Annotated in this window: 24 protein-coding genes; 7 read left to right on the forward strand and 17 right to left on the reverse strand. The window is 63.5% G+C overall.

Annotation, left to right across the window (positions count from 1 at the left end):
• Positions 1-57: 57 nt before the first annotated feature.
• Positions 58-519: a carboxymuconolactone decarboxylase family protein gene (locus tag IVB42_RS15830; RefSeq protein ID WP_085353296.1), complete on the reverse strand. Its 462-nt coding sequence runs from the start codon at positions 517-519 to the stop codon at positions 58-60.
• 137 nt (positions 520-656) lie between these two features.
• Between IVB42_RS15830 and IVB42_RS15835 the strand changes: the two genes are divergently transcribed.
• Positions 657-2075 carry a PLP-dependent aminotransferase family protein gene (locus IVB42_RS15835; protein ID WP_247298503.1) on the forward strand — a complete coding sequence of 473 codons (1419 nt, stop codon included), beginning with the start codon at positions 657-659 and terminating at the stop codon, positions 2073-2075.
• A 27-nt stretch (positions 2076-2102) separates the two neighbouring features.
• On the opposite strand, the gene IVB42_RS15840 is transcribed toward IVB42_RS15835, so the two are convergent.
• Entirely contained in the window at positions 2103-2876 is a 774-nt protein-coding gene (locus tag IVB42_RS15840) for a helix-turn-helix transcriptional regulator (protein ID WP_247397090.1), read from the reverse strand.
• Positions 2877-2983: 107 nt separating this feature from the next.
• Here IVB42_RS15840 and IVB42_RS15845 point away from each other — a divergent pair, with 107 nt between their 5' ends.
• The gene (locus IVB42_RS15845) at positions 2984-4063 is read left to right on the forward strand and encodes a zinc-binding alcohol dehydrogenase family protein (RefSeq protein WP_247369896.1); all 1080 of its coding nucleotides are present in this window, start codon (positions 2984-2986) and stop codon (positions 4061-4063) included.
• Between the two features lie 77 nt (positions 4064-4140).
• Here IVB42_RS15845 and IVB42_RS15850 read toward each other — a convergent pair whose 3' ends face one another.
• The 8 genes from IVB42_RS15850 to IVB42_RS15885 all read right to left on the reverse strand — a co-directional run bounded on the left by IVB42_RS15850 (position 4141) and on the right by IVB42_RS15885 (position 13122).
• A complete protein-coding gene (locus IVB42_RS15850) occupies positions 4141-4842 on the reverse strand; it encodes an ABC transporter ATP-binding protein (protein WP_018455056.1) in 702 nt (233 codons plus the stop codon).
• A gap of 7 nt (positions 4843-4849) precedes the next feature.
• Positions 4850-6130 carry a lipoprotein-releasing ABC transporter permease subunit gene (locus IVB42_RS15855; protein ID WP_018455057.1) on the reverse strand — a complete coding sequence of 427 codons (1281 nt, stop codon included), beginning with the start codon at positions 6128-6130 and terminating at the stop codon, positions 4850-4852.
• A 90-nt stretch (positions 6131-6220) separates the two neighbouring features.
• Positions 6221-7540: a proline--tRNA ligase gene (gene proS, locus IVB42_RS15860; protein ID WP_018455058.1), complete on the reverse strand. Its 1320-nt coding sequence runs from the start codon at positions 7538-7540 to the stop codon at positions 6221-6223.
• A gap of 153 nt (positions 7541-7693) precedes the next feature.
• Positions 7694-9256 carry a CopD family protein gene (locus tag IVB42_RS15865; protein WP_247369894.1) on the reverse strand — a complete coding sequence of 521 codons (1563 nt, stop codon included), beginning with the start codon at positions 9254-9256 and terminating at the stop codon, positions 7694-7696.
• Complete coding sequence (locus IVB42_RS15870) at positions 9256-9771, reverse strand: YcnI family protein (protein WP_231190891.1); 516 nt, start codon at positions 9769-9771, stop codon at positions 9256-9258. Before IVB42_RS15870 ends, IVB42_RS15865 begins: the two co-directional genes overlap by 1 nt.
• A gap of 26 nt (positions 9772-9797) precedes the next feature.
• Positions 9798-10316, reverse strand: a complete 519-nt coding sequence (locus IVB42_RS15875; RefSeq protein WP_085384803.1) for a copper chaperone PCu(A)C — start codon at positions 10314-10316, stop codon at positions 9798-9800.
• A 139-nt stretch (positions 10317-10455) separates the two neighbouring features.
• Positions 10456-12663, reverse strand: a complete 2208-nt coding sequence (locus IVB42_RS15880) for a TonB-dependent receptor (protein ID WP_247298552.1) — start codon at positions 12661-12663, stop codon at positions 10456-10458.
• A gap of 84 nt (positions 12664-12747) precedes the next feature.
• Positions 12748-13122 carry a DUF2946 family protein gene (locus IVB42_RS15885; protein ID WP_247298489.1) on the reverse strand — a complete coding sequence of 125 codons (375 nt, stop codon included), beginning with the start codon at positions 13120-13122 and terminating at the stop codon, positions 12748-12750.
• Positions 13123-13598: 476 nt separating this feature from the next.
• Between IVB42_RS15885 and IVB42_RS15890 the strand changes: the two genes are divergently transcribed.
• The 4 genes from IVB42_RS15890 to IVB42_RS15905 all read left to right on the forward strand — a co-directional run bounded on the left by IVB42_RS15890 (position 13599) and on the right by IVB42_RS15905 (position 17717).
• A complete protein-coding gene (locus IVB42_RS15890) occupies positions 13599-14003 on the forward strand; it encodes a globin (protein ID WP_085353314.1) in 405 nt (134 codons plus the stop codon).
• 141 nt (positions 14004-14144) lie between these two features.
• Positions 14145-15167, forward strand: coding sequence for a sugar ABC transporter substrate-binding protein (locus IVB42_RS15895; RefSeq protein WP_007610940.1), 1023 nt, complete (start codon positions 14145-14147; stop codon positions 15165-15167).
• A gap of 6 nt (positions 15168-15173) precedes the next feature.
• Positions 15174-16676: a sugar ABC transporter ATP-binding protein gene (locus tag IVB42_RS15900; protein ID WP_018455067.1), complete on the forward strand. Its 1503-nt coding sequence runs from the start codon at positions 15174-15176 to the stop codon at positions 16674-16676.
• A 12-nt stretch (positions 16677-16688) separates the two neighbouring features.
• Positions 16689-17717 carry an ABC transporter permease gene (locus IVB42_RS15905; RefSeq protein ID WP_085353317.1) on the forward strand — a complete coding sequence of 343 codons (1029 nt, stop codon included), beginning with the start codon at positions 16689-16691 and terminating at the stop codon, positions 17715-17717.
• 326 nt (positions 17718-18043) lie between these two features.
• Here IVB42_RS15905 and IVB42_RS15910 read toward each other — a convergent pair whose 3' ends face one another.
• Together IVB42_RS15910 and IVB42_RS15915 are read right to left on the reverse strand one after the other, a co-directional pair.
• A complete protein-coding gene (locus IVB42_RS15910) occupies positions 18044-18748 on the reverse strand; it encodes an L-2-amino-thiazoline-4-carboxylic acid hydrolase (RefSeq protein WP_247298486.1) in 705 nt (234 codons plus the stop codon).
• Positions 18749-18789: 41 nt separating this feature from the next.
• The gene (locus IVB42_RS15915; protein WP_026232871.1) at positions 18790-19182 is read right to left on the reverse strand and encodes a RidA family protein; all 393 of its coding nucleotides are present in this window, start codon (positions 19180-19182) and stop codon (positions 18790-18792) included.
• A 129-nt stretch (positions 19183-19311) separates the two neighbouring features.
• Here IVB42_RS15915 and IVB42_RS15920 point away from each other — a divergent pair, with 129 nt between their 5' ends.
• On the forward strand, positions 19312-19935 hold the full coding sequence (locus IVB42_RS15920) for a LysR family transcriptional regulator (protein ID WP_247369888.1): 624 nt from the start codon (positions 19312-19314) through the stop codon (positions 19933-19935).
• On the opposite strand, the gene IVB42_RS15925 is transcribed toward IVB42_RS15920, so the two are convergent.
• From IVB42_RS15925 to IVB42_RS15945, 5 genes are read right to left on the reverse strand one after another with little or no spacing between them, the layout of a single operon-like run.
• The gene (locus IVB42_RS15925; RefSeq protein WP_247298478.1) at positions 19850-20992 is read right to left on the reverse strand and encodes an oligopeptide/dipeptide ABC transporter ATP-binding protein; all 1143 of its coding nucleotides are present in this window, start codon (positions 20990-20992) and stop codon (positions 19850-19852) included. The genes IVB42_RS15920 and IVB42_RS15925 overlap by 86 nt on opposite strands.
• Positions 20985-21965, reverse strand: coding sequence for an ABC transporter ATP-binding protein (locus IVB42_RS15930; protein WP_018455073.1), 981 nt, complete (start codon positions 21963-21965; stop codon positions 20985-20987). Before IVB42_RS15930 ends, IVB42_RS15925 begins: the two co-directional genes overlap by 8 nt.
• Positions 21962-22783 carry an ABC transporter permease gene (locus tag IVB42_RS15935; protein WP_007603580.1) on the reverse strand — a complete coding sequence of 274 codons (822 nt, stop codon included), beginning with the start codon at positions 22781-22783 and terminating at the stop codon, positions 21962-21964. Before IVB42_RS15935 ends, IVB42_RS15930 begins: the two co-directional genes overlap by 4 nt.
• Entirely contained in the window at positions 22780-23703 is a 924-nt protein-coding gene (locus IVB42_RS15940) for an ABC transporter permease (protein WP_018455074.1), read from the reverse strand. The genes IVB42_RS15935 and IVB42_RS15940 overlap by 4 nt, the downstream gene beginning before the upstream one ends.
• Before the next feature lie 60 nt (positions 23704-23763).
• On the reverse strand, positions 23764-25350 hold the full coding sequence (locus IVB42_RS15945) for an ABC transporter substrate-binding protein (protein ID WP_247470569.1): 1587 nt from the start codon (positions 25348-25350) through the stop codon (positions 23764-23766).
• Between the last annotated feature and the right edge of the window lie 120 nt (positions 25351-25470).

Genomic DNA, 25470 nt, shown 5'->3' on the forward strand with positions numbered 1-25470 from the left:
GGACATGCCGTCGCAGTCGATGGCATGTGTTTACCCTCTTGCCGTCTGGCACCGGGGTCAGGCTGCCATCTCTTTCGCGGCCTGTGGCGTATTTCGGAAGCTGATTGCCATGCGATTGTACGCATTCATCAGGCCGATCGCGATGGTGAGATCGACGAGCTCGCGCTCCTCGAAGACGGCGCGGGCAGCCTCGTAAGCTTGATCCGGGATGCCGGTGTCGGCCACACGGGTCACCGTTTCAGCCCATGCGAGGGCGGCACGCTCCCGCTCGTCGAAGAGATGACCGCCTTCCGCCCAGGCCTGCACCAGCGCGATCTTTTCGATCTTCTGTCCGCTCTTCAGCAGATCGCGCGTGTGCATGTCGAGGCAGTAGGCGCAATTGTTGATCTGCGAAATGCGCAGATAAACCAGAGTGACGAGCGTTGCAGGAAGATTGCTCTGCATGACATAGCCGTAAACGCCGCCGAGCGCTTTCATGCCTGCGGGTGCAATGCGGTCGTAGTCGAGACGCTTAGCCATTTTCATACTCCATGATCGGTTCTGTTCGGCGGCTGTCGCCATGTACTTCCGCCATGTACTTCCCTGCCCGATAAATGGCCCCGCCCTGGTCTACAAAAAAGCACCAAGAATGGACGAAAATCGTGTACCACGGGGGCATGGTCAAACCGCTGCAGCTGGAGCTCGATCGATCTGCGAAGACGCCATTGGCGGAACAAATCCGCAGAGGTATCGGAGCTGCCATCGAGAGCGGCGTGCTGGCTCCGGGAGCTCGTCTGCCCTCATGGCAGGATTTGGCGGCTCAGCTGGGCGTGGCGCGCGGCACCGTGCGATCGGCCTACGAAAAACTTTCCTCTGCGCAACTGATCGTCGCGTCGCGCGCGACCGGAACGCGTGTTGCGGATCGACCCGCCTTTACCCCTCGGCAGGAAGCCGCTCCCCACCCCGGCTCGTTCATGGAGATGTACCAGGAGCTCACTGCGGGACCGGCCGTTTTCCAAATGGGTGTGCCCGCTCACGAGACCTTTCCCGCCAAGCTCTTCTCGAGGATGCGCACGCGGGCGGTGCGCGCGGAAACCAGCGCACCGGCCATTTATCGGGATCCCCGCGGCGAGCTGGAATTGAGGCGCGACATTGCGGCATATCTCGCGCTGGCGCGGGGGATCGAATGTGCACCGTCGCAGATCATCATCACCGGCGGCTTCAGCAGCGGCCTCGGACTGGCACTGCGGGTTCTCGGCCTCGAGCAGAAGAAGGTCTGGATGGAGGACCCGGGCTTCCCCTTCACAAGGCACGGCCTTGAGCTTGCAAGGTTGTCGATCAGGCCGATCCCAGTTGATGCAGACGGCATTGACGTCGGTTACGGCCTGAAACACGCTCCTGATGCTGCATTGGTGGTCGTGACGCCGGGACAGCAGGCACCGCTTGGCTCCACCTTGTCGCTGGCAAGACGTTCATGTCTTCTCGACTGGGCAGCCCAGGAAGGGGTGTGGGTGATCGAGGACGACTATCTGAGCGAGCTTCAGCTGAGAGGGCGCGCCACACCGGCGCTCGCCTCTCTCGATCGTTTCGGGCGCGTTATTCATATCGGTTCCTTCAGCAAGACCCTGACTCCTGCCTTGCGGCTGGGCTTCGTCGTTGCACCCGCCTCTCTGGCATCCCGTTTTGCCGAGGTGGCGGCATGCCTCGCTCCGGCGCCCGGGCCGTCCGTACAGCTCGCAACCGCCGAATTCATCCGCGACGGCCACTATCTGCGGCATCTTCGACGCACGAAGCGGGCCTATGCCGCGCAAGGCGATGCGCTGCTGAAATATTTGAAGGCACGCGCCAAGGACGTTGCGAAGGACGTTGCGATCGCCGGATTGGCCGCGGTCTTGAGACTGCCGGACGGAACCTCCGACGTCGCGATCGCGAGGGAAGCAGCATCGTTTGGAATGGCGCCCACGCCCCTGTCGCTATGGCATGCGTCCGCGGCCTCGGCGCGATCCGGCCTGTTGCTGGGCGTCGCCACATCTCCCCACAAGAGGATCGAGGCATCCTGCGATCGGCTGCTTCAGATCATCGACCGTCATACGTAACAAGCTTCGACCCCATGTTTCCGCAATCTACACCGGCGTATAGATCACGAGCTTCAGCGCCGGATCGTCATTGGCCTGAAAGCTGGTGTGCTCGAACCGGAGCACGCCCTTGGTCGGATGGTTCATGATCTTGAGGCCCGCGGCAGTGCTGCGGATCTCGTGCGCCTCCCACCATTTGACGAATTCCGGACTGCCCTTGCGCAGCCGCGTCAGCAATTCCGTAAAGGCGGGATCGCCGGCCCAGACGTCGTGAGTGGCGCGAAACATCGCGACCATGCTCTTGGCGATGTCAGCCCAGCCGGCACCGTAGAATTTTCGCGTCTGCTTGTTCGTCATGACCAGCAGCAGCGTGTTGCGGTCCTGCTCGGGCAATTGTCCGAACCCGAAGATCTCCTCGGCCGCCGCGTTCCAGGCCAGCACGTCCCAGCGCCGCCCCGTGACATAGGCCGGCTGCGCCAGGCTCTCGATCATCCGCCGAACGGGGGGCGGCACGATCTCGCGCGTGAACGCGCGCCTATCGCCGTCGCGCGCAAGTGCCTTGAGATGGGCGTGCTCGGTCTTGCTGAGGCGCAACGCTCGCGCCAGCGCATCCACGGTGGTGACCGAGGGGCTGACGGTGCGGCCCTGCTCGAGGCGGATGTACCAGTCGACGCCGATGCCGGCGAGCTGCGCCACCTCTTCGCGGCGCAGGCCCGCCGTGCGACGCCGCCGGCCCGCGGGAAGCCCGACCGTCTTCGGCGACAGCTTTTCGCGGCGGGACCTGAGGAAGTCGCCGAATTCGACGCGGCGTGGGTCGGCCATGGTGACGTGCCTCGATGGAGGGCTTGGGGAATACTAGGATAATACCAGGCCTTCCTGGGCCTGGAAAGGCGGCGCATATGGGCTTCAACCCACTTTGAGGTGAGATCATGAAAGCTGCCGTATTGAAATCATTTGGATCGCCGCTTGCGATTGAGGAAGCCGCGGACCCTGTGCTCGGCACGGGCGAGGTCATCGTGGACGTCATCGCAACGCGGGTGCTGTCCTACATGAACGAGGTCTTCAGCGGGGCACGCAACTATGCCCTCGACCTGCCGATCATCCCGGGGCCAGGCGGCATCGGCCGGGTGCGCGCCATCGGCCCGGACGCAACCAAGCTCAGCGTTGGCGACTGGGTGTTCTGCGACCCGACGGTGCGCTCGCGCGACGACGCCGCAGCGCCCGACATTGCCCTGCAAGGACTCACTGCCCCCGGTGCCGGCGCCATGCGCCTGCAACAGCATTTTCGCCATGGCTCGTTCGCCGAGCAGATGCGGGCGCCGACGGAGAACGTCAAACGGCTTGGCACGATCGCGTCGGAGGACGCCACGCGATGGTGCGCGCTGGGGACGCTGCTGGTGCCCTATGGCGGCTTTCTCGCCGCCAGCCTTCAGCCCGGCGAGACCGTGCTGGTGAGCGGGGCCACCGGCAATTTCGGCAGCGCAGCCGTCTCGGTCGCGCTCGCGATGGGCGCGGCCTGCGTGGTCGCGCCCGGCCGCAACGACAAGATCTTGGCCGACCTCGTCCGCCGTTTCGGCGATCGCGTGAAGCCGGTCAAACTCTCCGGCAACGAGGATGACGACCGCGAGAGCATGAAGCGTGCGGCGCCCGGGCCGATCGACTGCGTGCTCGACATCATGCCGCCCTCGGTGAGCACGAATGTGGTGCGCGCGGCGATCATGACGGTGCGCCCCAATGGCCGCGTCGTGCTGATGGGTGGCGTCGGCATGGCCGGCGGCGCCGGCCTCGAGCTGCCCTACCCCTGGATCATGCGCAACTGCATCAGCATCCACGGCGTCTGGATGTATCCGCCGGATGCGGCAAGCCGCCTGATCGCGCTGGTGCGCGCGGGACTGCTGAGGCTGGAGGAGTACGAGGCCACGGCCTTCGACCTCGACCACGCCAATGAGGCGGTAGCCCATGCCGCAGCCAATGGCGGGCCGTTCAAATTGACGGTGATCCGGCCTTGAACCTCCCGGGAGCGCCATTTTTTTCGTCAGTGCGCCCAAGCACTTGGCTACTGTGCATGGGGTTGTTTTCGCGGTTTTTACTCGAGCTCGACCACCTGGCCGTTCGACAGCGACACGCGGCGGTCCATCCGGCCGGCGAGCTCCATGTTGTGGGTCGCGATCAGCATCGAGACCTTGGTCGCCTTGACGAGCTGCATCAGGGCCTGGAAGACGTGGTCAGCGGTGTGCGGATCGAGATTGCCGGTCGGCTCGTCCGCAAACAGCACCCGCGGAGCATTGGCCACCGCGCGCGCGATTGCAACGCGCTGCTGCTCGCCGCCCGACAGCTCGGACGGACGGTGCGTGATGCGCTCGCCGAGGCCGAGATAGCCAAGGATCTCCTTGGCGCGCTTGACGCTCTCGGATTTCTTGAGGCCGCGGATCATCTGCGGCAGCATGACGTTCTCCAGCGCCGAGAACTCCGGCAACAGCCGGTGGGACTGGTAGACAAAGCCGATGTCGGTGCGGCGAAGCTGGGTGCGCTCGATGTCGGGCAGTTGCGAGGTCGGCGCGCCATTGACGTAGACCTCGCCGGAATCAGGCGCTTCCAACAGACCCGCGATGTGCAGCAGCGTCGACTTGCCCGAGCCTGACGGCGCCACCAGCGCGACGGACTGCCCCGCCCACAGCGCGAGCTTGGCGCCGTCGAGGATCGTCAGCGGCACCTCGCCCTGCAAGTACTGTCGCTTTATCTCGTGGAGATAAATGACCGGTACATCTTCCGCCCCCTGCTGCTCCATCAGCCCCTCACTCGTACCGCAGCGCTTCGACGGGATCGAGGCGCGCGGCGCGCCAGGACGGATACAGCGTCGCCAGGAACGACAGCGTCAGCGCCATGATCACGACGGCCGAGGTCTCGCCGATGTCGATCTCGGCGGGCAGCTTCGACAGGAAATATAGCTCTGGCGAAAACAGTTCGGTGCTGGTCAGCCAGGACAGGAATTGCCTGATCGATTCGATGTTCAGGCAGATCACCAGCCCGACGATGAAGCCGACCATCGTACCGACCACGCCGATCGAGGCGCCCGTGATCAGGAAGATGCGCATGATCGAGCCTTGCGAGGCCCCCATGGTCCGCAGGATCGCGATGTCGCTGCCCTTGTCCTTCACCAGCATGATCAGGCCGGAAACGATGTTGAGCGCGGCGACCAGCACGATCATGGTGAGGATCAGGAACATCACGTTGCGTTCGACCTGGAGCGCGTTGAAGAAGGTCGAGTTGCGCTGCCGCCAGTCCACCAGAAACACCGGCCGGCCCGCCGCCTCCGTCACGGCCTGGCGGAACGCGACGATCTGATCCGGATTGGTGGTGAAGACCTCGATCGAGGTGACGTCGTTGCTGCGGTTGAAATAGGCCTGCGCCTCCGCGAGCGGCATGAACACGAAGCCGAGATCATACTCGGACATGCCGATCTCGAACACCGCGGCGATCTTGTACGGCTTGATGCGCGGTGTCGTGCCCATCGGCGTGACCGCGCCCTTAGGCGCCACCAGCGTGATGCTGTCGCCGGCGTGCAGCGACAGCTGGTCAGCGAGGCGCCGGCCGATCGCGACCCCCTGCCCGTCATCGAAGCCCTCGAGCGAGCCCTGCTTGATGTTCTTGGCGATCGAGGTGAGGTTGTTGAGGTCGTCGGAGCGGATGCCGCGCACCAGGACGCCGGAGGCGTTCCACGGCGATGACGCCAGCGCCTGGCCATCCACCACGGGCGCTGCGAGCCGAATGCCCTGGACCTGACTGAGGCGGTCGGCGACGTCCTTCCAGTCGGTCAGCGGCGATTCCAGCGGCTGGACCAGGATGTGGCCGTTGAGCCCGAGTATCTTGTCGAGCAACTCCTTGCGGAAGCCGTTCATGACGGCCATGACGATAATCAGTGTCGCCACGCCCAGCATGATGCCGAGGAAGGAGAACCCGGCGATGACCGAGATGAATCCCTCCTTGCGGCGCGCCCGTAGGTAGCGCCCCGACAGCATCCACTCGAATGGTGCAAAAGGCGCGGTTTGAACAGTTTCGGTCATGGTCTCATCCATCGCTCGATAGTCCCATGATTCGGGGTCAAATGTGGCCGGATTGGCGGCCGCGATCTCGGGCGATGAACAATATTCAGCCGACCAGCCTTATCAGCCCACAAGTCTTGCGACCGCGTCCGCAGGCGACATGGTCTCGCGGGCGCCGTCACTTCGCCGCTTGAGCTCGACCTTGCCGTCGGCGAGCCCTTTCGGCCCGATCATGATCTGCCACGGAATGCCGATCAGGTCGGCGGCGGCGAATTTGGCTCCGGCGCGCTGTTCGGTGTCGTCGTAGAGCACGTCGACGCACTTGGCGGACAGCTCCGCATAGAGCTTCTCGCAAGCCGCATCGACCGCGGCATCGCCCTGCTTGAGGTTGAGAATCGACACGCGGAACGGGGCAACGGCCTCCGGCCATTTGATGCCGGCATCGTCATGGCAGGCCTCGATAATGGCGCCGAGCAGGCGCGAGACGCCGACGCCGTAGGAGCCGCCGTGGATCGGCACGTCGACACCGTCGGGGCCTGCCACCAGCGCCTTCATCGCCTCGGAATACTTCGTGCCGAAATAGAAGATCTGCCCGACCTCGATACCGCGGGTGTTCACCCGCTTGTCCGCGGGCACTTCCTGCTCGAAGCGCGCGGCGTCGTGAACGTCTTCCGTCGCCGCATAGACCGACGTCCATTGCTTGATGATCGGCGTCAAATCGCTCTCATAGTCGACGTCCTCGCCCGGCACCGGCAGGTCCAGCACGTCGCGATTGATGAACACGCCGGATTCGCCGGTCTCGGCCAGCACAATGAACTCATGACTGAGATCGCCGCCGATCGGGCCGGTCTCGGCGCGCATCGGGATCGCCTTCAGCCCCATCCGCGCGAAGGTGCGCAAATACGCGACGAACATCTTGTTGTAGGCGACGCGCGCCGCGGCCTCGTTGAGGTCGAATGAATAGGCGTCCTTCATCAGGAACTCGCGGCCGCGCATCACGCCGAAGCGCGGACGCTGCTCGTCGCGGAATTTCCATTGAATATGATAGAGATTCAGCGGCAGGCTCTTGTAGGACTTCACATAGGCGCGGAAGATCTCGGTGATCATTTCCTCGTTGGTCGGGCCATACAGCAGCTCACGCTTGTGCCGGTCGGCGATGCGCAGCATCTCGGGGCCATAGGCATCGTAGCGGCCGCTCTCGCGCCAGAGGTCGGCAAGCTGCAGCGTCGGCATCAACAGTTCCAGCGCGCCAGAGCGGTCCTGCTCCTCGCGCACGATCTGCTCGATCTTCTTGAGCACGCGGAAGCCGAGCGGCAGCCAGGCATAGATGCCGGCGGCCTCCTGCCGGATCATGCCGGCACGCAGCATCAGCCGATGCGAGACGATCTCCGCCTCTTTCGGATTTTCCTTCAGAATGGGCAGAAAGAACCGCGACAACCGCATGGCAATACTCGAGGAATCAGTGATGACTTGCAGTGAAACCGGATTGGCAGCCAAAACACAAGACCGGGAATGAGGAAAACCCGCTAACACAGCGGAATTCCTGTCATTTTTCCGTCGACTTCAGATTCGACGTGATGTGCCGAAGAGCCCGATTCAGGGCGCCGCCACCTCAAGCTCGTCCTCCAGCGTGATCTTCTCGAAATCGCTCACCAGCGCGTCGATCCGCACATGCCAGCGGCCCGCAAAGGGCAGCTCGACCTTGCGCACGTGCCAGTAGCTGTCCGGCCCGAGCGAGGCGTTCCGCTCCATCGGCTCGATGCCGCGTTCGGGCAGGCTCAGCGTCAGCGTCACCTCCTTGGCCTCCAGCACCGCCCCCTCGCCAGTCATGAGCTGCAGGACGAAATCGTCGATACCCGCCTTACCCGGCGAGACCAGGATCTGAAACATCGCCCTCTCCGTATGGATGTGGATCGCCAGCGGGGTCTCCGGAACGATCGTCCGCGGCGGCGGCGTGAAGCGCCAGCCGGCGACCACGGCGAAGATGCCGAGCGCGATGGCGCATTCGATCACGATCGAGCGCTTCAGGGCCGGCGCAGCCTTGTGATCTCCCGCCAGCGCCGGGGTCAGGCGGAAGCGGTTGAGCGCGGCAAGCGCCAACAGCACGAGGACCAGCGCGAGCTTGATCGAGAGGATGAGCCCGTAGCGGGTCTCGACCAATGCAGACGGATTCTCAAGCTGGACGATGGCGAGCCCGAGGCCGGTCAATGCGAGAACACCAACGACCGGCGCGGCGAGGCGAGAAAAGCGGTTCACGATAGGCAATGCCACGGCGGGCCGCTTCGATAACAGGGCGACCAGCGGTGCGAGGGCTCCAATCCAGAAGGCAACACCAAGACCATGGAGAAAGATTGCCGGCCGGGTCAACAGTTCGGGCGGTGCCGTAGCGGCGTGCCCGGTCATTGCCAGCGACAAGCCGACGCCGACGAAGGCAATAATGGCCAGAGCGCGCGCGCACCACGCGCTGCCTAGCGCCAGCAATGCGAACAGCATTGCAGCGACGGCCACGAGCAAGGCGGGGCCCGCGCTGGTCCCGAATGCCACTTTCCAGGGAGCCATCGTCGCGAGAGCCGACAACGGTAGCCCGAGGAGATCCAGCCCCAACACACCAAGGGACGCCACCGCGCTCGGGACGCCGATGGCAAGCGCCACGCACGGAATGGTTATGCCGGTCATCGACCACGCAACCCAGCGTGCAAAGAAAACGCCGCCGACGCCGACGAACAGGCCAAGATAGAGACCGACCCGCGCCAGCCAGATCAGCACGTTCAATCCGCGATCGGCGTTTGCGGGAGGTTGCGTCCCCGTCGGCATGCCGATAGAGAAGATCACCGATCCCGTGACGGGATGGCCGTCCTGCGAGATCACGCGATAGCTGACGACCGCCGTGCCCTGCGGCATGTTCATCGGCATCGCGACCGAGATGGTCTCGCCCGATGCGTTGACGCGCACATCATCCCGCGCCCTGCCCGCGCCGTCGATCAGCCGGATCGCGCCCGGCGTGACCGCCTCGTTGAAGTGCAGCTCCACGGCCTTCGGCGCGCTCGCGAGCATGCTGCCGCTCGCCGGCTCGACCGCGACGAGCGCCGCGTGCGCCGAGGCGCCGGTCGCTAAACCGACAAAGAGGAGCAGCGTCGCGAACGCGGCGAGCAGGCGCATCAGGGTTTTGGCAGGAGTTTCAGGCCAGGCGCCGGTGACTTGTCCTCGTGCGAATGCCCGGTCCCATCCGCGGGGATCTCGATCCAGCGGCTGACGCCCGTCTCGCATTCCTGGACGACGGGGAAATACAGCGTCGTATTCGGCTTCAGGCTCGTGGTGAGGAAGCTGCTGATGACGAACTCATCGTAATTGTGGTCCGGCAGCTTGCCGCCGGACCAGGCCACCTCCTTGACGCCGGAGGAAAGCTTGTTGCCGTGGTAGTCGTACTCATTGGCGTATTTGCCCTCGACGATATCGACGGTCCAGCCCGCCTTCGGCATCGGTTTCACCGCGATCACGCCTTCCGGAATCTGCACCCGGATCTTCACCGTGGGCGAGCCCTTGCAGCCGTGCGGCACGGCGAAGACGGCCTTGTAGTAGGAGCCGACCGCCGCCTGTTTGGTCTCTAGCGTGATATGCGCCGCCGCGGGCGACGCTGCGAGCGCGGCGATCAAACTCGCAAGGATTCGATGCATTGTCATGGAAGGCTTGATCTGTTTCATCACATCTTCATTCCCGAATGATCCGGCATTTTCTTCATCATGTGTCCGCTATCGCCGGGCGCCTGGGCGCCGACGCCCTGGACATCGAGGGAGACGACGACCTTGCCGGCCTTCTCGAACTGAAGCGTCACGGGGACCTTGTCGCCCTGCTTGAAGGGGCCCTTCAGCTCCTGGAGCATCAGGTGGTAGCTGCCGGGGGCGAACTTCACCGTCTTGCCGGGATCGATCACCAGGCCCTTGTCGAGCAGGCGCATCTTCATCACGCCGTTCTCCATCGCCATCTCGTGAACCTCGGCCTTCCCCGCGATATCCGCGGAAACGCTGACCAGCTTGTCGGCCACTGTGCCCTTGTTCTCGATGGTGAGATAGCCGCCGGCGACCTTGGCGCCGCCCGGCGTCGCCCGGCTCCACGGTTGCGAGATGACAAGATCGCCCGCCTTGACGTCGTCGGCCCGTGCGACGGCATAGCCGGTCAGCAATAGCGAAATTGTAAGCAGAGCTCGTCCGATAGTCTTCATGTTGATTGCCTCTTTCTCGATTGATCCGGCCACGGATGGCCCTGCATTCTTCCACGACGACCTTCCGCCACCGTCAGCATCGGCATTCGAATGCCGGCCTGCCGCGGGCCGAATATAGACCCAAGCGCCCATTTGCACGTCACCATCGATACCTCATTCCAGCGTACACTGCCCGTCCCGTGCCCGGCTCAAACAATGCTGACGTCGCCGTCGCTCGATCGATGATGCTCGCGCTGGCTGTGTAGGTCTTGTTGGTGAGATTACGCCCCTCGATGTAGGCAGACATCGGGCCACCATTGTCGAAGCCGGCTTTCAATCCCAACAGGGCGTAAGGCTCTGTCGTCAGCGTGTTCATGCTGTCGACGAAGTAGGCCTGTGGCACCCATTCGACGTTGGGTCCAACATAGAACCCGGAAGGGTGCTTGTAGAGAAGCTCCGCCCGCAGGTAGTGAGTTGGAGCTCCCGGCAATCGATTGTTTCCGAAGGTCGGATCTTTGTCGAAGCGGAAGTCGTTGAAGGAATAGGCGACATTCAGCCAGACCTTGTCCGGCGCCGGGCCATTGACGAAGATGTCACGAAGGATTGCTGCGCTCGCGCCGGCCTCGATGCCTTGATGAAAGGTGCGGTCGGCATTGGTCACATTGCAATTGCCGAAAGTACTATAGAGGCATTGCAATTCGTCGCGAATGTTGGCCCGGTAGGCCGTCAGTTCCCAGGCATAATCAGATCGCTTCATGCGAGTCCCGATTTCGTACGTGGTCGCAATCTGCGGGCGGATGCTGGTGAACGGGATCGTCGGAATGCCGAGACCAATCGCGCTTTCGCCGAAGCTCGGCACCTCGGCACTCCGCGAGACATTGGCGAAGGCTTGCCAGGCCGGATCAATTTGCCACAACACACCGCCTTTCGGCGACCAGAGATTAAAGCGCGTTGCCCCCGATTGATCCCCGTCGCTGATGAAGCGATCCTGCCGATTGCGGGTCGCGTACAGAAATTGCGTGCCGCCGATCAGCGCAAGATTTGGAAGGACGTAGAAGCTGTCCTCGACATAGGCGGAAATATTCTCCGACCGATCGATCGAGGAAGAAAGCAGTGCGCCCTTCTGCCCGCCAATGTTGGCGAACTGCTGGTTGTCAATGCTGCCGTTCAGCACATTGACGCCTGCGACCAACTTGTTGCGGAAGCCGCCAATGGTGCGGTCATCCGTGATCTTCGCGAATCCGCCGTAGTCCTTGTAACGGTAGTCCAGCCACTGGAAGATCGGATGCATCAAATGGCGATCGACGCCAAAGGCGCCGAATTCGACTTTGGTGTCATCGAAACGAACGGTGGTTTTGTTGGCGAGCCTGACAGTATCGATATTGCGCTGCTGATCCATCGCAACATTCGCGGGTGCAGCAGCTTCCGGATCGGTCAAAGCGGACGTCTTGGTCACGGTACCCGGAATTCGCTGCCGCACCTCGTTGGCATTGAGGTAGAACCGTGTCTCGACATCCGGCGAGAACTGATAGCCTACATTACCGCTCAAGCGGTTGCTCGAGCCGAAGCTGTGATCGCGAAATCCGTCTGCGGCCTGCGTGGAAGCGGTCACGAAGCCGTCCCACGGACCGTTGACGCCTCCTGCGTTCGCCTGAAGTCGTTTGTAGCCGAATCCTCCGACATCGAAGGACACACCATTCGGAAACGAGTCGCGGCCGGTCGGGGTCACGAAGTTGATCGCGCCTCCCAGCGAATTGGCGCCGAACTGAAGCGCGTTGCCGCCCTTGAAGACTTCAACATATTTGTAGGCGCTCGGATCGATCTCCTGGAAATCGCCATAGCCATCCGCAGTGTTGATCGGAATGCCGTCCATATAGAGCTGCACACCGCGCAGATGAAAATTGCGCGACAGGCCGGACCCACGAATCGAAAGGCGGGTGTCGTCGCCCCATTTGGGCTGGGCGTACACGCCGGGCACGTAATCCAGAACATCCTTGATCGTGTTGGACGGCGTCGAGTTCCTGTACGCCTCGGCCGACACGAGCGCCACGCCGCCCGGCGTCTGGTTAATCTCTGCCAGCGCTTGTTGCGCCGTCAGAACCGTCAGGGCACCCGGAGCCCCTGTACTCTGTTCGCTCGCGGTTTGCTGCGGTGATGGGGTCGTTCGCAGGCTTCGCGTGACGCGCGCCGATCGCGCAGAATTGCGTGGCGGTCGGACCGCCGACGCACGCTTCTGCTGAGGCGCCTCAACGGTGATCGGCGGCAGCACTGCGCTGCTGTCTTGGGCAAAGGCTCCGCTCGACGACGCAAGCAGCGCGGCCTGAATGGCAACGACGCTCACGCCACGGCGGGCATGACAACGTAACATGGGGCATTCCTGACGCCGGGCTTTCTCTCCGGCCATTCGACAGCATCAATCGCCTGCGGCGGACCGCGGCGATCACGAGAGTCGTCAGGAAAATTGAGGCGGGGCGCGCGCCTGGGCGTTTGTGCCCTTATGGGCCGCGCCGGCGAATGCCTCCGCCGCGCGCCACACCACGCGCTGGGCGTGGCGCAAGGGAACGGAGAGTGCGGCGTGCGGCGGCGAATCGGGCGACGCGCCCACCTGCGCCAGGCAACAGAGGGCACACGTACCGGCATGTGCGACCGGCGTACCCGCCGGATCGTTCAGCCCGCCTTGCTCGCCTGCGCTGTGGCAGATGACGGCGGCGGACAGCGGATCGGCCACGGCCTGGCCGGCCGCCAGACAGGCGGCAATCGGCGCCAGCACCTGCATCACTAGGGCAAGCAGGACCAGAGGTAGGAATTTTTGCAGCCGTGCGCGCATCCGCCGAACCGTTTGTTCGTCTACTAACTAAACACCGGCGGATGGCCAAGTCGAGCCCGGTTCCGCCGCCTTCTTGGTCCCGCGCAAATTCCCCGGAAACTGTGGTCCGGCCGGCCCAAGGGAGGGGACCTCCGGGATTTGAGGCAGTCGAGACCTGGCCCATCCACAGATTTCTTATATTTGTCATACACTTATGCGGCCGGCCGCCCGATCATTTCGTCAATTGCTCGAATTTTGAACATTCGTTGCCGAAAATGATGACAAGTGAGAAAAGTTGATCTAGCATCCTTTTGCTCAGGCTGGCCGCGAGGTCGAAGTCTGGTGGTCCAAGTCTCGGGAGGAGCCCCTGACGCGCAAAATGCAGCGTCGCCCCGCCAATCAAGATCAAATCTTAGAATCGGGGATAATAGGGTCGACACAATTTTCGAGCGGGGCTAGGGCCCCGCTCTTTTTTTGTCTGCGGGGCTAAAGCACCGATGAATCCTTCTCCCAATCCGATCGAACAGAGCTTTGAACTTGCAGCCTCGCGCTGCATCGATCTCACGCCACTCGTCTATCAGCGGCTGTTCGAGCAGCATCCCGAAACCCGGGCGATGTTCCGCACGCTAGGCAGCGAGATCGTGATGGGATCGATGCTCGCACTCACGATCGAGGCGATTCTCGACTTCGCCGGTGATCGCCGCGGGCAATTCCGGCTGATCACATGCGAGGTCGTATCGCACGATGGCTACGGCACGCCGCGCGAGCTGTTCATCGCCTTCTTCGCCGTCATCAGGGATACGCTGCGCGATCTTCTCCGCGATGAATGGTCGCCGGGCATGGCGCAGGCATGGGACCGATTGCTCATCGAGATCGACGCGTTCGCCGCCGTACAGGCCTGACGCTTTGCGCTGCACCAACACGAGCTCGCGGCGACCCCGCCGTTGATTGCGGATTGAGTGGCACCAACTCTTGTGAGACACTTTCGAACATCGGTCGCGCAATCAATGACGCGCCGAGATAGAATTGTATGGGAGCGAGCGATGTCCGGGACGAAAGATTTCTCGACGACGAGGCGCGATCTTCTTCAGGCGGCAGCAACCGCCGGCGCCGCGACTGCCATCCTCGGCAGCATGGGCATAAACCCCGCCCTTGCAGCCGAAGTCGGACGAAGCGAGAAGCCGCTGAAGGCGGCGTTCTCCAACGCGGGCCTCCAGGCGACCTGGTGCGCGCAGGGCAAGCAGGCCGCGGAATTCTGGGGCAAGCTGTTCAATGTCGAGGTCACCTGGTTCGACGGCCAGCTCGATGCCGTGAAGCAACGCGCGGCGATCGACAACATGGCCTCGCAGAAATGGGACTTCGTCGCGATCCAGGCTTTTGGCATCGGCACGCTCACCCAGCCGGTGCAGAAGATGATCGACGCCGGCACGCCCGTGATCGACATGGACACGCTGATTGCGCCGCTCGACCAGATCAACGTCCACTCCTTCCTCGCCCCCGATAACGAGTTCATGGGCGCCTCCGTGACGCAGGCGCTGTGCAACGCCATGGGCGGCAAGGGCAAGATCATCATGACGCAAGGAGCCCTCGGCCACACCGGCGCGCAGGGCCGCGCCAAGGGCTTCAACAATGTCGTGAAGCAATTCCCTGGGATCGAGGTGCTCGACACCCAGCCGGCCGACTGGGATGTGTCGAAGACCGCGCGTCTCTGGGAAACCTACCTGACGAAGTATCCGCAGATCGACGCGGCGTTCTTCCACAATGACGACATGGCGCTCGCCGCCGCCAACATCATGAAGGCGCGGGGCCGCACCAACATCCTGATCGGCGGCGTGGATGCGATGCCGCCGGCGATCCAGGCGGTCAGCGAAGGCCGCATGTTCGCCACCGTGCGCAATCCGTCCTGCCGCATTCATGGCGGCGCCATCATCGCGGGCGTTTCCGCCGTGGTCGGCGGCGAAAAGAGCGGACAGGGCATTCCCAAGAACGTCGTCACCGACGGTCCGGTCGTCACCAAGGCCAACGCCGCCGGCATGCAATGGATGCAGGATCACTTCCTGATCTGAGCCTCCATGCGAGAGGATCGTTCGCCCATCCTGGAACTGCAGGGCATCACGAAGAGCTTCGGCGGCGTCGAGGCGCTTCGTGGTGTCGACTTCGCGCTTTCACCCGGCGAGATCCATGGTCTCGTCGGCGAGAACGGCGCGGGAAAAAGCACGCTGATGAAGATCATCGCCGGCGTGCACACCGAATTCTCCGGCCGCTTCCTGATCGACGGACAGGAGATGCATTTCCGGTCGGCCCGCGATGCCCACAGCGCCGGCATCGCCATGGTGCACCAGGAGCTCTCCGTCGCGCCCGACCTCACGGTTGCGGAGAACGTGTTTCTGGGCAACCAGCCGACCAACGCCCTCGGCCTCGTGCAATGGCGGCGGATGGCGCGGGAGGCCGGCGAGCAGCTCGCCCGCTTCGGCATCGACGTCGATCCGATGAGCAGGCTCGGCGATCTCCCGATCGGGCTGCAGCAGCTGATCGAGATCGCGCGCGTGCTGTTCTCCGGCGCCCGCATCGTCATCCTGGACGAGCCGACGTCCGCCCTCTCTCCGCCCGAGGTCGAGCGATTGTTCGCGACGCTGCGGCGCCTGCGCGAGGAAGGCACGGCGATCGTCTTCATCTCGCATTTCATCGAGGACATCTTGCGCGTGTCCGACACGGTCACCGTGTTCCGCAACGGGCGGAAGGTCGCGGAGACGGCAAGTGCCGCGACCAACAAGGGCGCGCTGATCGAGGCCATGATCGGCCGCGGCGGCGAAGCGCTCGAGCACAGCTACAGCGACGATTTGATGCTGCCCCAACCGAGCGACAGCTCGGTTGTCCTAAGGGTCGACCAGCTGTCGCTGGCCCGCAGCCTGAAGGACATCTCCTTCGAGGCGCGCGCCGGCGAAGTGCTCGGCATCTACGGCTTCATGGGCTGCGGCCAGCAGGAGCTGTCGCGCATCTTGTTCGGCAAGCTGAAGCCGGACGGCGGCACGCTCGCTGTCGAGGGCAAGCCCAAGACCTTCGCGAGCACGGCGGCGGCACGGCGCGCCGGGGTGGCGCTGGTGCCGGAGAGCCGGCGCGCGATGCTGTTTCACCAGGAGCCGGTTTACAAGAACATCTCGATCAGCATCCTCGATCGCATCTCGGCGTTGCTGCTCAAGCCGGCGCAGGAGCGCGACATCGCAAAGCGCCAGGTCGAGCAGCTCCAGATCAGGCCACCCGTGGTCGGCCTCGATCTCGGCATGCTCTCCGGCGGCAACCAACAGAAAGTCGCGCTGGCGAAATGGCTGACCTATCCGCCAAAACTGCTGGTGCTCTGCGAGCCCACTCGCGGCATGGATGTCGGCGCCAAGAACGACGTCATCAACATCGTCCGTGATCTCCGCGCCAGGGGGCTCGCGATCATCGTGCTGTCGACCGAGCCGGAAACGGTGCTGTCGCTGGCCGACCGCATCCTGGTGCTCAAGCGCGGCGCATTGGTGCGCGAATTCAAGAACGAGCCGGTCAGCAAGGACCGCCTGCTGGAAGCGGCGTGACGGAGAAGCACCATGGCAAGCAGTGACACGGCTTTGGCGGCGGGGCAGCGGACGCGAGGGCTTGCGCCCTTCCTGCGCTCGCAGATGCGCAACATCGCCCCGTTCCTGACGCTGATCTTCCTGTCCGGCTTCTTCGCGCTGGCCAGTCCGTCGTTCGCGACGCTGGACAATCTCGGCAACATCCTGACGCAGGTCTCCGTCACAGGCATCATCGCCGTCGGCCTCACCTTCGTGATCCTCTGCGCGGAGATCGACCTCTCGATCGCCAGCATCGCCAACGTCACCGGAATCGCGGTCGCCTACTTCACGCTCCAGGAATCCTACGTCAACATTCCCAACATTCCCCTGCCCGGGGCCGCAGCGATCCTGCTGGCCATTTTGCTGTGCGCGTTTCTCGGCCTCGTCAATGCGCTGGGACTGACCGTGATCGGCATCCCCTCCTTCATCATGACCTTGGCGATGATGCAGATCGCGGCCGGCATCTCGGCGCTGCTGGTGCGGGGCCAGATCGCCTACAAGGTGCCCGGCGTGATCACCACGCTCGGCTCCGGATCGATCGGCGGCATCCCATGGATCGTCATCGTCGCCGCGATCATGCTCCTCTTGGGACATCTGGTGCTGACCTACACGCGCTTCGGCCGCTACGTCTACATGGTCGGCGGCAACCGCGAGGCGGCCGAATATTCCGGCCTTAACGTCAAGCTCATCCTCGGCGCGGTGATGGTCATTTCGGCGGTGTGCTCCGGTATCGGCGGCATGCTCGGTGTCGCTCATTTCGGCAGCGCGCAGCAGAACGAGTTCGACACCTATCTGCTCGACTCCATCGCTGCCGTCGTCGTCGGCGGCACCAGCCTGTTCGGCGGCCGCGGCGGCATCGGCAACACCATCGTCGGTCTCTTCGTTCTCGGTGTTCTGAACAACGGCCTCGACCACGTCAACATCGACAGCTTCCTGAAAATCCTGATCCGCGGCCTGATCCTGCTGGCAGCGCTGGTGATCAATGTTTATGCGCAGCGGCTGAGGGAGAAAGCGGTGGAATAGCCGCCCCTCAAAACAAAAAGCGCGAAAACAACCTCATGCACAGTAGAGACTGTGAGGGAATTCAACGACTTACAAAAATCCGAAATTGTGTAGCTGCGACCGTGGCGGCATTTGACTCGTCGGGCAAAACAGGAGCAGGATGTCATCGTGGCAGCGGGCGCGGATGGGCTCAGGGTCGCTCCCTAAACTCCGTCATTGCGAGCGCAGCGAAGCAATCCAGGCTGCCGCCGCGGAAAGATTCTGGATTGCTTCGCTGCGCTCGCAATGACGACGTGACAGCAGGGGCAATCCAGCCTCACCTCGATCGCGGAGCATGAGAACGCGGCTTAGCTCTCCGCTTTCTCATCCGGCGCAAGCCGCGAGAACCGGAAATTGCAGTGGCTCGCACCGCCCGCTAACGTCTGTGTCCTTTCCAGCCGGATGCCTCGCGCTGCGTAGGCAACGAAATCGAGCCCGCAGATGTTCGGCAAAATGTCCTTGTCGTCATGGCGCGCCGCGAGTTTGCAGAAGCCGCAAGCCTTGTAGTTGATGCCGAACTCAAAACTGTCACCCGTATCAGGCTCGACGAAATCGTAGACGAAATCTTCCGGAAATTCGGTCTGATGGCTTTCAGTCGCGATTCTTGCCGCCTGCTCGCGCAGCAAGGCCTGGTTCTCCGGCGACATGAATTGACGCCCTGAGTCGAGACGCTCCGCTTCAGGCGCGGTGAGCAATTGCGCCTTGTAGGTTTCCCGCTCGATCTCGCCGATCACAGGCACCGGCACGCCGTGGCGCCGCAGCACCCGGCTGATGGCCATAAAACCCATCAGACGCATGAAGAAATCGCTCATGCGGCTTGCCGCGCCGCCGACATAGGGCATTTGGGTGAGCACGATTTCGAACTCGTCCATCACCTCGCGCCTGATCTCGTCGATCTCGGAAAGTTGCGCGCACTCACGCAACATCGCTTCGGCCAAATCGAGCCGATCGCGCATGGCGGCCTCCATTGCACCGCGATGCGCTTCGTAAAACGGATGGATGATCTCAGCCATGGGACACCCGATATGATTGGCTCATTGCAAAGTCGGCTGGTTCACTCCGCGGCGATCGCCTCGATCTCCAGCAGCCATTTGCTGTCGACGGTCTCGACGATCACGACCGTCAGCGCAGGCTGGTGTTCGCCCAGCATCGCGCGACGAATGGAGCGGTTGGTCACGAGTTGATTGCGGTCAGTCAGGAACGTGGTGACCTTGACCAGATGCGCGATGCCAAGGCCGGCGGCAGCAAGCACCTCGATCAAATTGCGCCAGGCCTGCTCGCACTGCGCCTCGAAACCTTCGGGCACGGTGCCGTCGAGTCTCTCCGGCACCTGGCCGCTGATGAACAACAGGCGGCGATACTGCGTCAATTCAAGTCCCATGCAGTAGCCGCCGGCAGGCGCATGGACTGTTGCGGGATTGTGGCTGACGAGGTGAGCTGGGGGCACGAGGTTTCTCCGGATTGCGGGTCGGACCGTATCCGGCGCCATCACCGCTCCGCAAAGCATCATTGCTGCGGTTCAGCGCAAGAAAATCTATTGCAAGGCCACAGCCCATCAGTGTCAAAATGGAGCCCGATGACCTACGCCCTTCCCCCACTCAACGCGCTGCGCGCCTTCGAGGCCGCCGCGCGGCATCTCAGCTTCAAACTGGCCGCACACGAGCTGCACGTGACGCCCGCCGCCGTGGGGCAGCAGGTGAAGGCGCTGGAGGCGCGCCTCGGCGTGCAGCTCTTCGAGCGGCTGCATAAGCAGCTCGTCCTCACCGTCGCCGGTCAGGCCTATCTGCCCGGCGTCTCCGAAGGCTTTCGCCACATTGCGGAGGCGACCTCGCAATTGAAACCGGCAGGTGCGGTGCTGCTGCAATTGGGCATCCATGGCGGCTTCGACCTCCGCCGCCTCGACCTTGCGGCGTTTCGCAGCACGCATGCGGAGATCGGCTTGCGGGTGCTGCATCCGGCCGGCCTGCACGAATTGATCGAGGGCAAGGTCGACCTGCTGCTCGCCCGCGGCCTCGGCCACCATCCCGGCTATCGCTGCGACCGGATCGATGAGGGATCGGGTTTGGGCGATTGGCTGGTTGCGCCTGAAGGCACCGCGGATTGCCCGGAGATCGTCAGTTTTCGCGCGTGGCTGCGTGGCCTGTCGGCGGAGAACTCGATAGCGAATCGCCGCCCTCGTCTGGTTGGTGGCAGACGATAGGCTCGACCGGCACGGAGGGTAACGGAGATAGAGCGACGCTCGCTGCACCAATTTCGTCACTTCGCCAACACCTCACCGCGTGCCCGTCCGCCCGCGTTTCAAGCACAGGCCCCGGCTCGCGCCGACACACAGCCTCCGCATACCGGCATCGCGGGCTGAATGCGCATCCGTTCGGCGGATTGAGCGGGTTGGGAAGGTCGCCCCCTGTCGTCGCCAGCGGCGCATGGCGCAAGGGATCGGGGATGGCGGCGATCAGGGCTTGCGTATAGGGGTGCGCGGGCCGTTCGAAGATCTCGCGCCAGTGGCCGTTCTCGACGATGCGGCCGAGATACATCACGGCGACCTTGTCGCTCATGTGTTCGACGACGCCGAGATCGTGGCTGATCATGATGTAGGAGAGGCCGAGCGTTTCCTTCAATTCCAGCAGCAGATTGATGATCTGGGCGCGGATCGAGACGTCGAGCGCCGAGACCGGTTCATCGCAGATGACGATCTTCGGATTGAGGATCAGCGCACGCGCAATGCCGATGCGCTGGCGCTGGCCGCCTGAGAATTCATGCGGGTAGCGGTCGGCCTGCTCCGGCCGCAGGCCCACATGCCGCAGCATCTTCGCGACGCGGTCCTCGATCTCGCTCTTGGCCGTGACGCCATGCACGCGCAGGGGATCTTCCAGCGTGCGGCGAACGGTCTGGCGCGGATTGAGCGAGGCGTAGGGATCCTGAAACACGATCTGCACAATGCGGGCCAGCGCCTTCCGATCGCCGGATGGTCGGTTGGTCACGTCCTGTCCGTCCAGCACGATGCGGCCGCGCGTCGGGGTCACGAGGCCAAGGATCGACAATGCGACCGTCGACTTGCCGGAGCCGGACTCGCCGACGAGGCCGAGGCATTCGCCCCGCTTCAGGGTGAGATCGACGCCGTCAACGGCACGGAGCAGCCGCCGGCCGCGCCCGAGCAGGCCGCCTCCGAGCGGAAAATGGACCGCGAGATCTCTGACGCTGAGAATGACATCGTCGTCCGGCCGTGTTTCAACCAAACTAGCTTGCGGCTCATGCATGGTGGTGACACCTGACCAGGCCGCCGGCGTCCAGCAAATCCGCTTCCGGCGGGGTGGTCCGGCAAATATCGGTCGCCTGGGCGCAACGCGGATTGAACCGGCAGCCGTTGGGGAAATTCGTGATGGCCGGGACCACACCCGCGATCTCCGTCAGGCGGGTGCGGCCAAGCGCTGCGCGACTGCCGAGCCGCGGCAGCGAGGCAACCAGGCCTCGCGTATAGGGGTGCGAGGGTGCCCGGAAAATATCGGCCGAGCCGCGCTCCTCGACGATGCGGCCGGCATACATCACGGCCACGCGGCGGCAGACATTGGCGACCAGCCCCAGATCGTGGCTGATCATCAGGATTGCGGTTCCCCGCTCGGCACACAGATTCCGCATCAGCTCGATGATTTCGGCTTGCACGGTCACGTCGAGCGCCGTGGTCGGCTCGTCGGCGATGAGGAGATCCGGACCGCAAGCGAGCGCGATGGCGATCATCACGCGCTGGCGCATGCCGCCGGACAGCTGGTGCGGGTAATCCTTCACGCGCCGCTCCGGGGCGGGAACGCGCACGCTCGCCAGCGCCTCGACCGCCAGTCTATCGGCTTCCCGCCAGCTCTTGCCCTTGTGCAGCACGAACATCTCGGCGATCTGCCGGCCCACCGGCGAGACCGGGTTGAGCGCCGTCATCGGCTCCTGGAAGATCATGGCGATGCGATTGCCGCGCAGATCCCGTTGCCTGGCGGCTGAAAGGTGCTGGATCTCCCGTCCCTCAAACCGGATGACACCGCCGCCGATCGACAACGGCTGCCGCAACAGGCCGATCAAGGCCAGCGCCGTGATGCTTTTGCCGCAGCCGGATTCGCCGACAAGGCCGAACGTCTCGCCGCGATCGATGCGGAATGAAATGCCCTCGGCCGCCGCAACGCGCCGCGATCCATCGTCGAGATCGATACGCAAATCCTCGACTTCGATCAGCGGCGTGCGGGTCATGTGCGCCGGCTCCGCGATTGCGGATCGAGAATGTCGCGCAGGCCGTCACCGAGCAGATTGAGGCCGAGCACCGTCAGGAAGATCGCAAGGCCGGGAAACACCGAGAGCCACGGCGCGGTCGTGATCTGATCGCGGGCATCCGACAACATGCTGCCCCAGCTCGGAAACGGCGGGCGGACGCCGAGGCCGAGGAACGACAACGCGGCTTCGGACAAGACCGCGCTGCCCATGCCGAGCGTGCCGATGACGACGATCGGCCCTAGCATGTTCGGCAGCAGCTGCGTGATCATGATGCGGAGATCGCCGTAGCCGAGCACGGTCGCGGCCTGCACATAGCCCTGGCTCCTCAGCGACAGCGCCGAGGCCCGCGCGATCCGGCACGTGAAGGACCAGTTGGTCAAGCCGAGTGCGATCAGCAGGCTGGTCAGGCCGGGACCGAGCACCGCCATGATGGCCAACGCGAAGATCAGCGAGGGGATCGCGAGCATGAGATTGGTCAGGCCGTTGACGACATCGTCCCACCAGCCGCCCCAATAGCCGGCGCTCAGGCCCAACGCGACGCCGATGACGCTATTGATGAGCTGCGAGACGATGCCGACCGTCAGCGAAACCCGCGCGCCATAGACGACGCGGGAATAGATGTCGCGGCCTTGGTCGTCGGTGCCGAACCACCAAGTCCAGCTCGGAGGCTCTTCCGCGTTGAGCAGATTGGCGTCCAGGACAGGATCGGTATGCGCCAGCCATGGCGCGAGCAGGCCGACCAGGATCGCAAGCGCGAACAGCGCGCCACCGATGATGAGATTGGCGCGGAGCTTCATGCGTATCTGATCCTGGGATCGATCACGCCGTAGAGCACGTCGATCAGCAGATTGATAGCGAGAAAGGACAGCACCACGACAAGAATGGAGCCCTGGACGGCCGGAATGTCGCGCTGCAGGACACTGTCGACCAGCAGCGAGCCGATGCCCGGCCAGGAGTACAGTTTCTCGACCACGACCGCCTGCCCCATCAGCCCGCCGAACTGCAGGCCGACGGTGGTGAGAATGATGACAAGCGCGTTGCGCATCACATGCCACTTCACGACTCGGGTCTCGCTCATGCCCTTGGAGCGCGCGGTGCGGACGAAATCCGCGGTCATGATCTCGAGGACCGCGGCGCGTGTGGTCCGCGCGAACAGCGCCATCGGCGAGACGCCGAGCGTCACGGCCGGGAGGATCAGATATTTCAGTCCGCCATCGCCATAGCCGAAACTCGGCAGCCAGCCGAGCTTCAACGCGAACAAGTACATCAGCACCAGTCCGAGCCAGAATTTGGCGATCGAAAGGCCTGATACCGCCACGACCATGGCCAGCGTGTCGACGATACCCCCCGGCTTCAGCGCGGCGATGAAACCCAGGGGAACACCGATCACGACGGAAAACGCCATGGCGGTGAAGATGAGCTGGAGCGTCGGCCATATCCGCTTGGCGATCATGAACGTCACAGGCTCGCGCGTCCGGAACGACGTTCCGAAATCACCGGTCGCAAGCTTGGCGATGTAGGCGCCGAAGCGGACATAGACGGGATCGTCGAGCCCGAGCTGCTTCTTCATGCGCAGCTCGACCTGCGGATCGGCATCGTCGCTCATCGACGAGACGATGCTGCCGGGAACGACGCTGAACAGCACGAACACCAGAGCCACCACTGCGAGCACGGTCGGAATGGTCTGCAGCAGGCGGCGGAACAGGAAGGAGAGCATCGGCACTTTTCCTCTCTCCCTCCGTCGTTCATGGCGACGGAGGGAGCGCGAGAGCGCGTGTCACTTCGCGGGCGAGGTCTCGTCGACCCAGAGGTCTTCGACGTTCTGATGGGTCAGTTCGGTCGCATTCAGCTGAACCCCCTTGAGCCACGGCTGCACGGCCATGACCGCCTTGTTGTAGTTGAAGAACCAGACCGGCGCCTCTTCGTAGAGAACAGCATTGGCCTTCTGCAGCAGCTGGGTACGCTTTGCAGCGTCATCGGACTGCCCCGCCTCGTCGATCAGCTTGTCGAACTCGGCATTCTTGAAGTTCATGTAGTTGCAGGCCGACTGCGGTGTCGATGAGTGGAAGCATTTGAGGGCGGCCTGCGGATCGGGTCCGGTCGCCTGCGAATAGACAAAGGCCTGGTAGTCGCCGCTGCGAACCACCTCCGCCAGCACCGCGGTCTCGACCTGCTTGACCTTGGCCTTGATGCCCACCCTGTCCAGCATCGGGATCACGGCCGAGACGATCGGCAGACCCCAGCTCTCGTTCTGGCTGGTGGTCCATTCGAATTCGAAGCCTGAGGGATAGCCGGCGTCGGCGAGCAGCTGCTTGGCCTTGGCGGGATCGAAGGCGTAGGGCTTCATGGCCTTGTCGTAGGCGGTAGAGGTGAGCGGCAGCCAGCTGGTGGCCCGGTAGGCCTTGCCCTTGACCAGCTTGTTGATGATCAGGTCGGTGTCGATCGCGTAGTTGATCGCCTGCCGGACCCGCTTGTCGGCGAACGGCTTGAACGCGGGATTCATCCCCATGTAGCGGGTGAAGACCTCGGCGACTTCCACGACCGTGCCCTTGAGGTCGGCGTCGTTCTGATAGGCGACATATTGCGCCGGTCCCAGCACCGAGGTGTCGATCTCCTTGTTGCGGAAGGCGACATCGCGTGCCGCGGCCTCCCCCATGACCGACACGATGATCTTGTCAGCGTAGGGCTTGCCGGGCTTGTAGAACCGATCCCAGCGCTCCAGAACGATGCGCGACCCCGGCACGTGCTCGACGAATTTGAAGGGTCCAAGACCGATCGGCTTCTGGAGAAAGCTCTCCTTGGCGGCCTCGTCGGCGGGATAGATCGACGTGATCGCGTTCCAGAAGTAGAAACCTGGATCGACCTTCTCGGTCAGCTTCATCTCGAAGGTAAAGTCGTCGATTTTCTTCAGGCCGGAGATCTCCTTGGCCTGGCCCTTCTCGACCGCCGCCGCGCCCTCGATCACGCGGACATAGCGCGCACCGGGATAAGCCTTGGTGCCGTCCATGATGCGGTTGTAGGTCCAGATGATGTCGTCGGCCGTCATCTTGCGGCCGTTGTGGAAATAGGCGTCGTCGCGCAGCTTGAAGGTATGAACGAGGCCTCCGCCCGAGACGACGTCCTCCTTGGCAAGCTCCAGAACCGGCTTGCCTTCCGTGGAATTCCAGATGTAGAGCGACCGGTGCAGCGCCTTGGCGTAGATCTCGTCCTGGGCGCGCTGCGTGGTAAGAATCTCCAGGCTGGTGAAGCTCGAGCCATAAGGCGCGGTCATGCGGATGGTTCCGCCCTTGCGCGGCGTCTGGGCCTCCGCCGAGGCCACCAGTGCCAGCCCCAAACCCGCGATGATCGCCACTATCCTGAACATCATGGTCCCTCCGACAACGCAGCGTGCTCTGGTCCGAGAGTTGACCATCCACGGCACGTCGAGCGCAAGCGTCTTGAAGGGGTTGACGTATGCGAGCGTCGCGCGCGGGCCCCACCGATT

It is taken from the genome of Bradyrhizobium sp. 45 (assembly GCF_023073155.1).
Classification (GTDB): domain Bacteria; phylum Pseudomonadota; class Alphaproteobacteria; order Rhizobiales; family Xanthobacteraceae; genus Bradyrhizobium; species Bradyrhizobium canariense_D.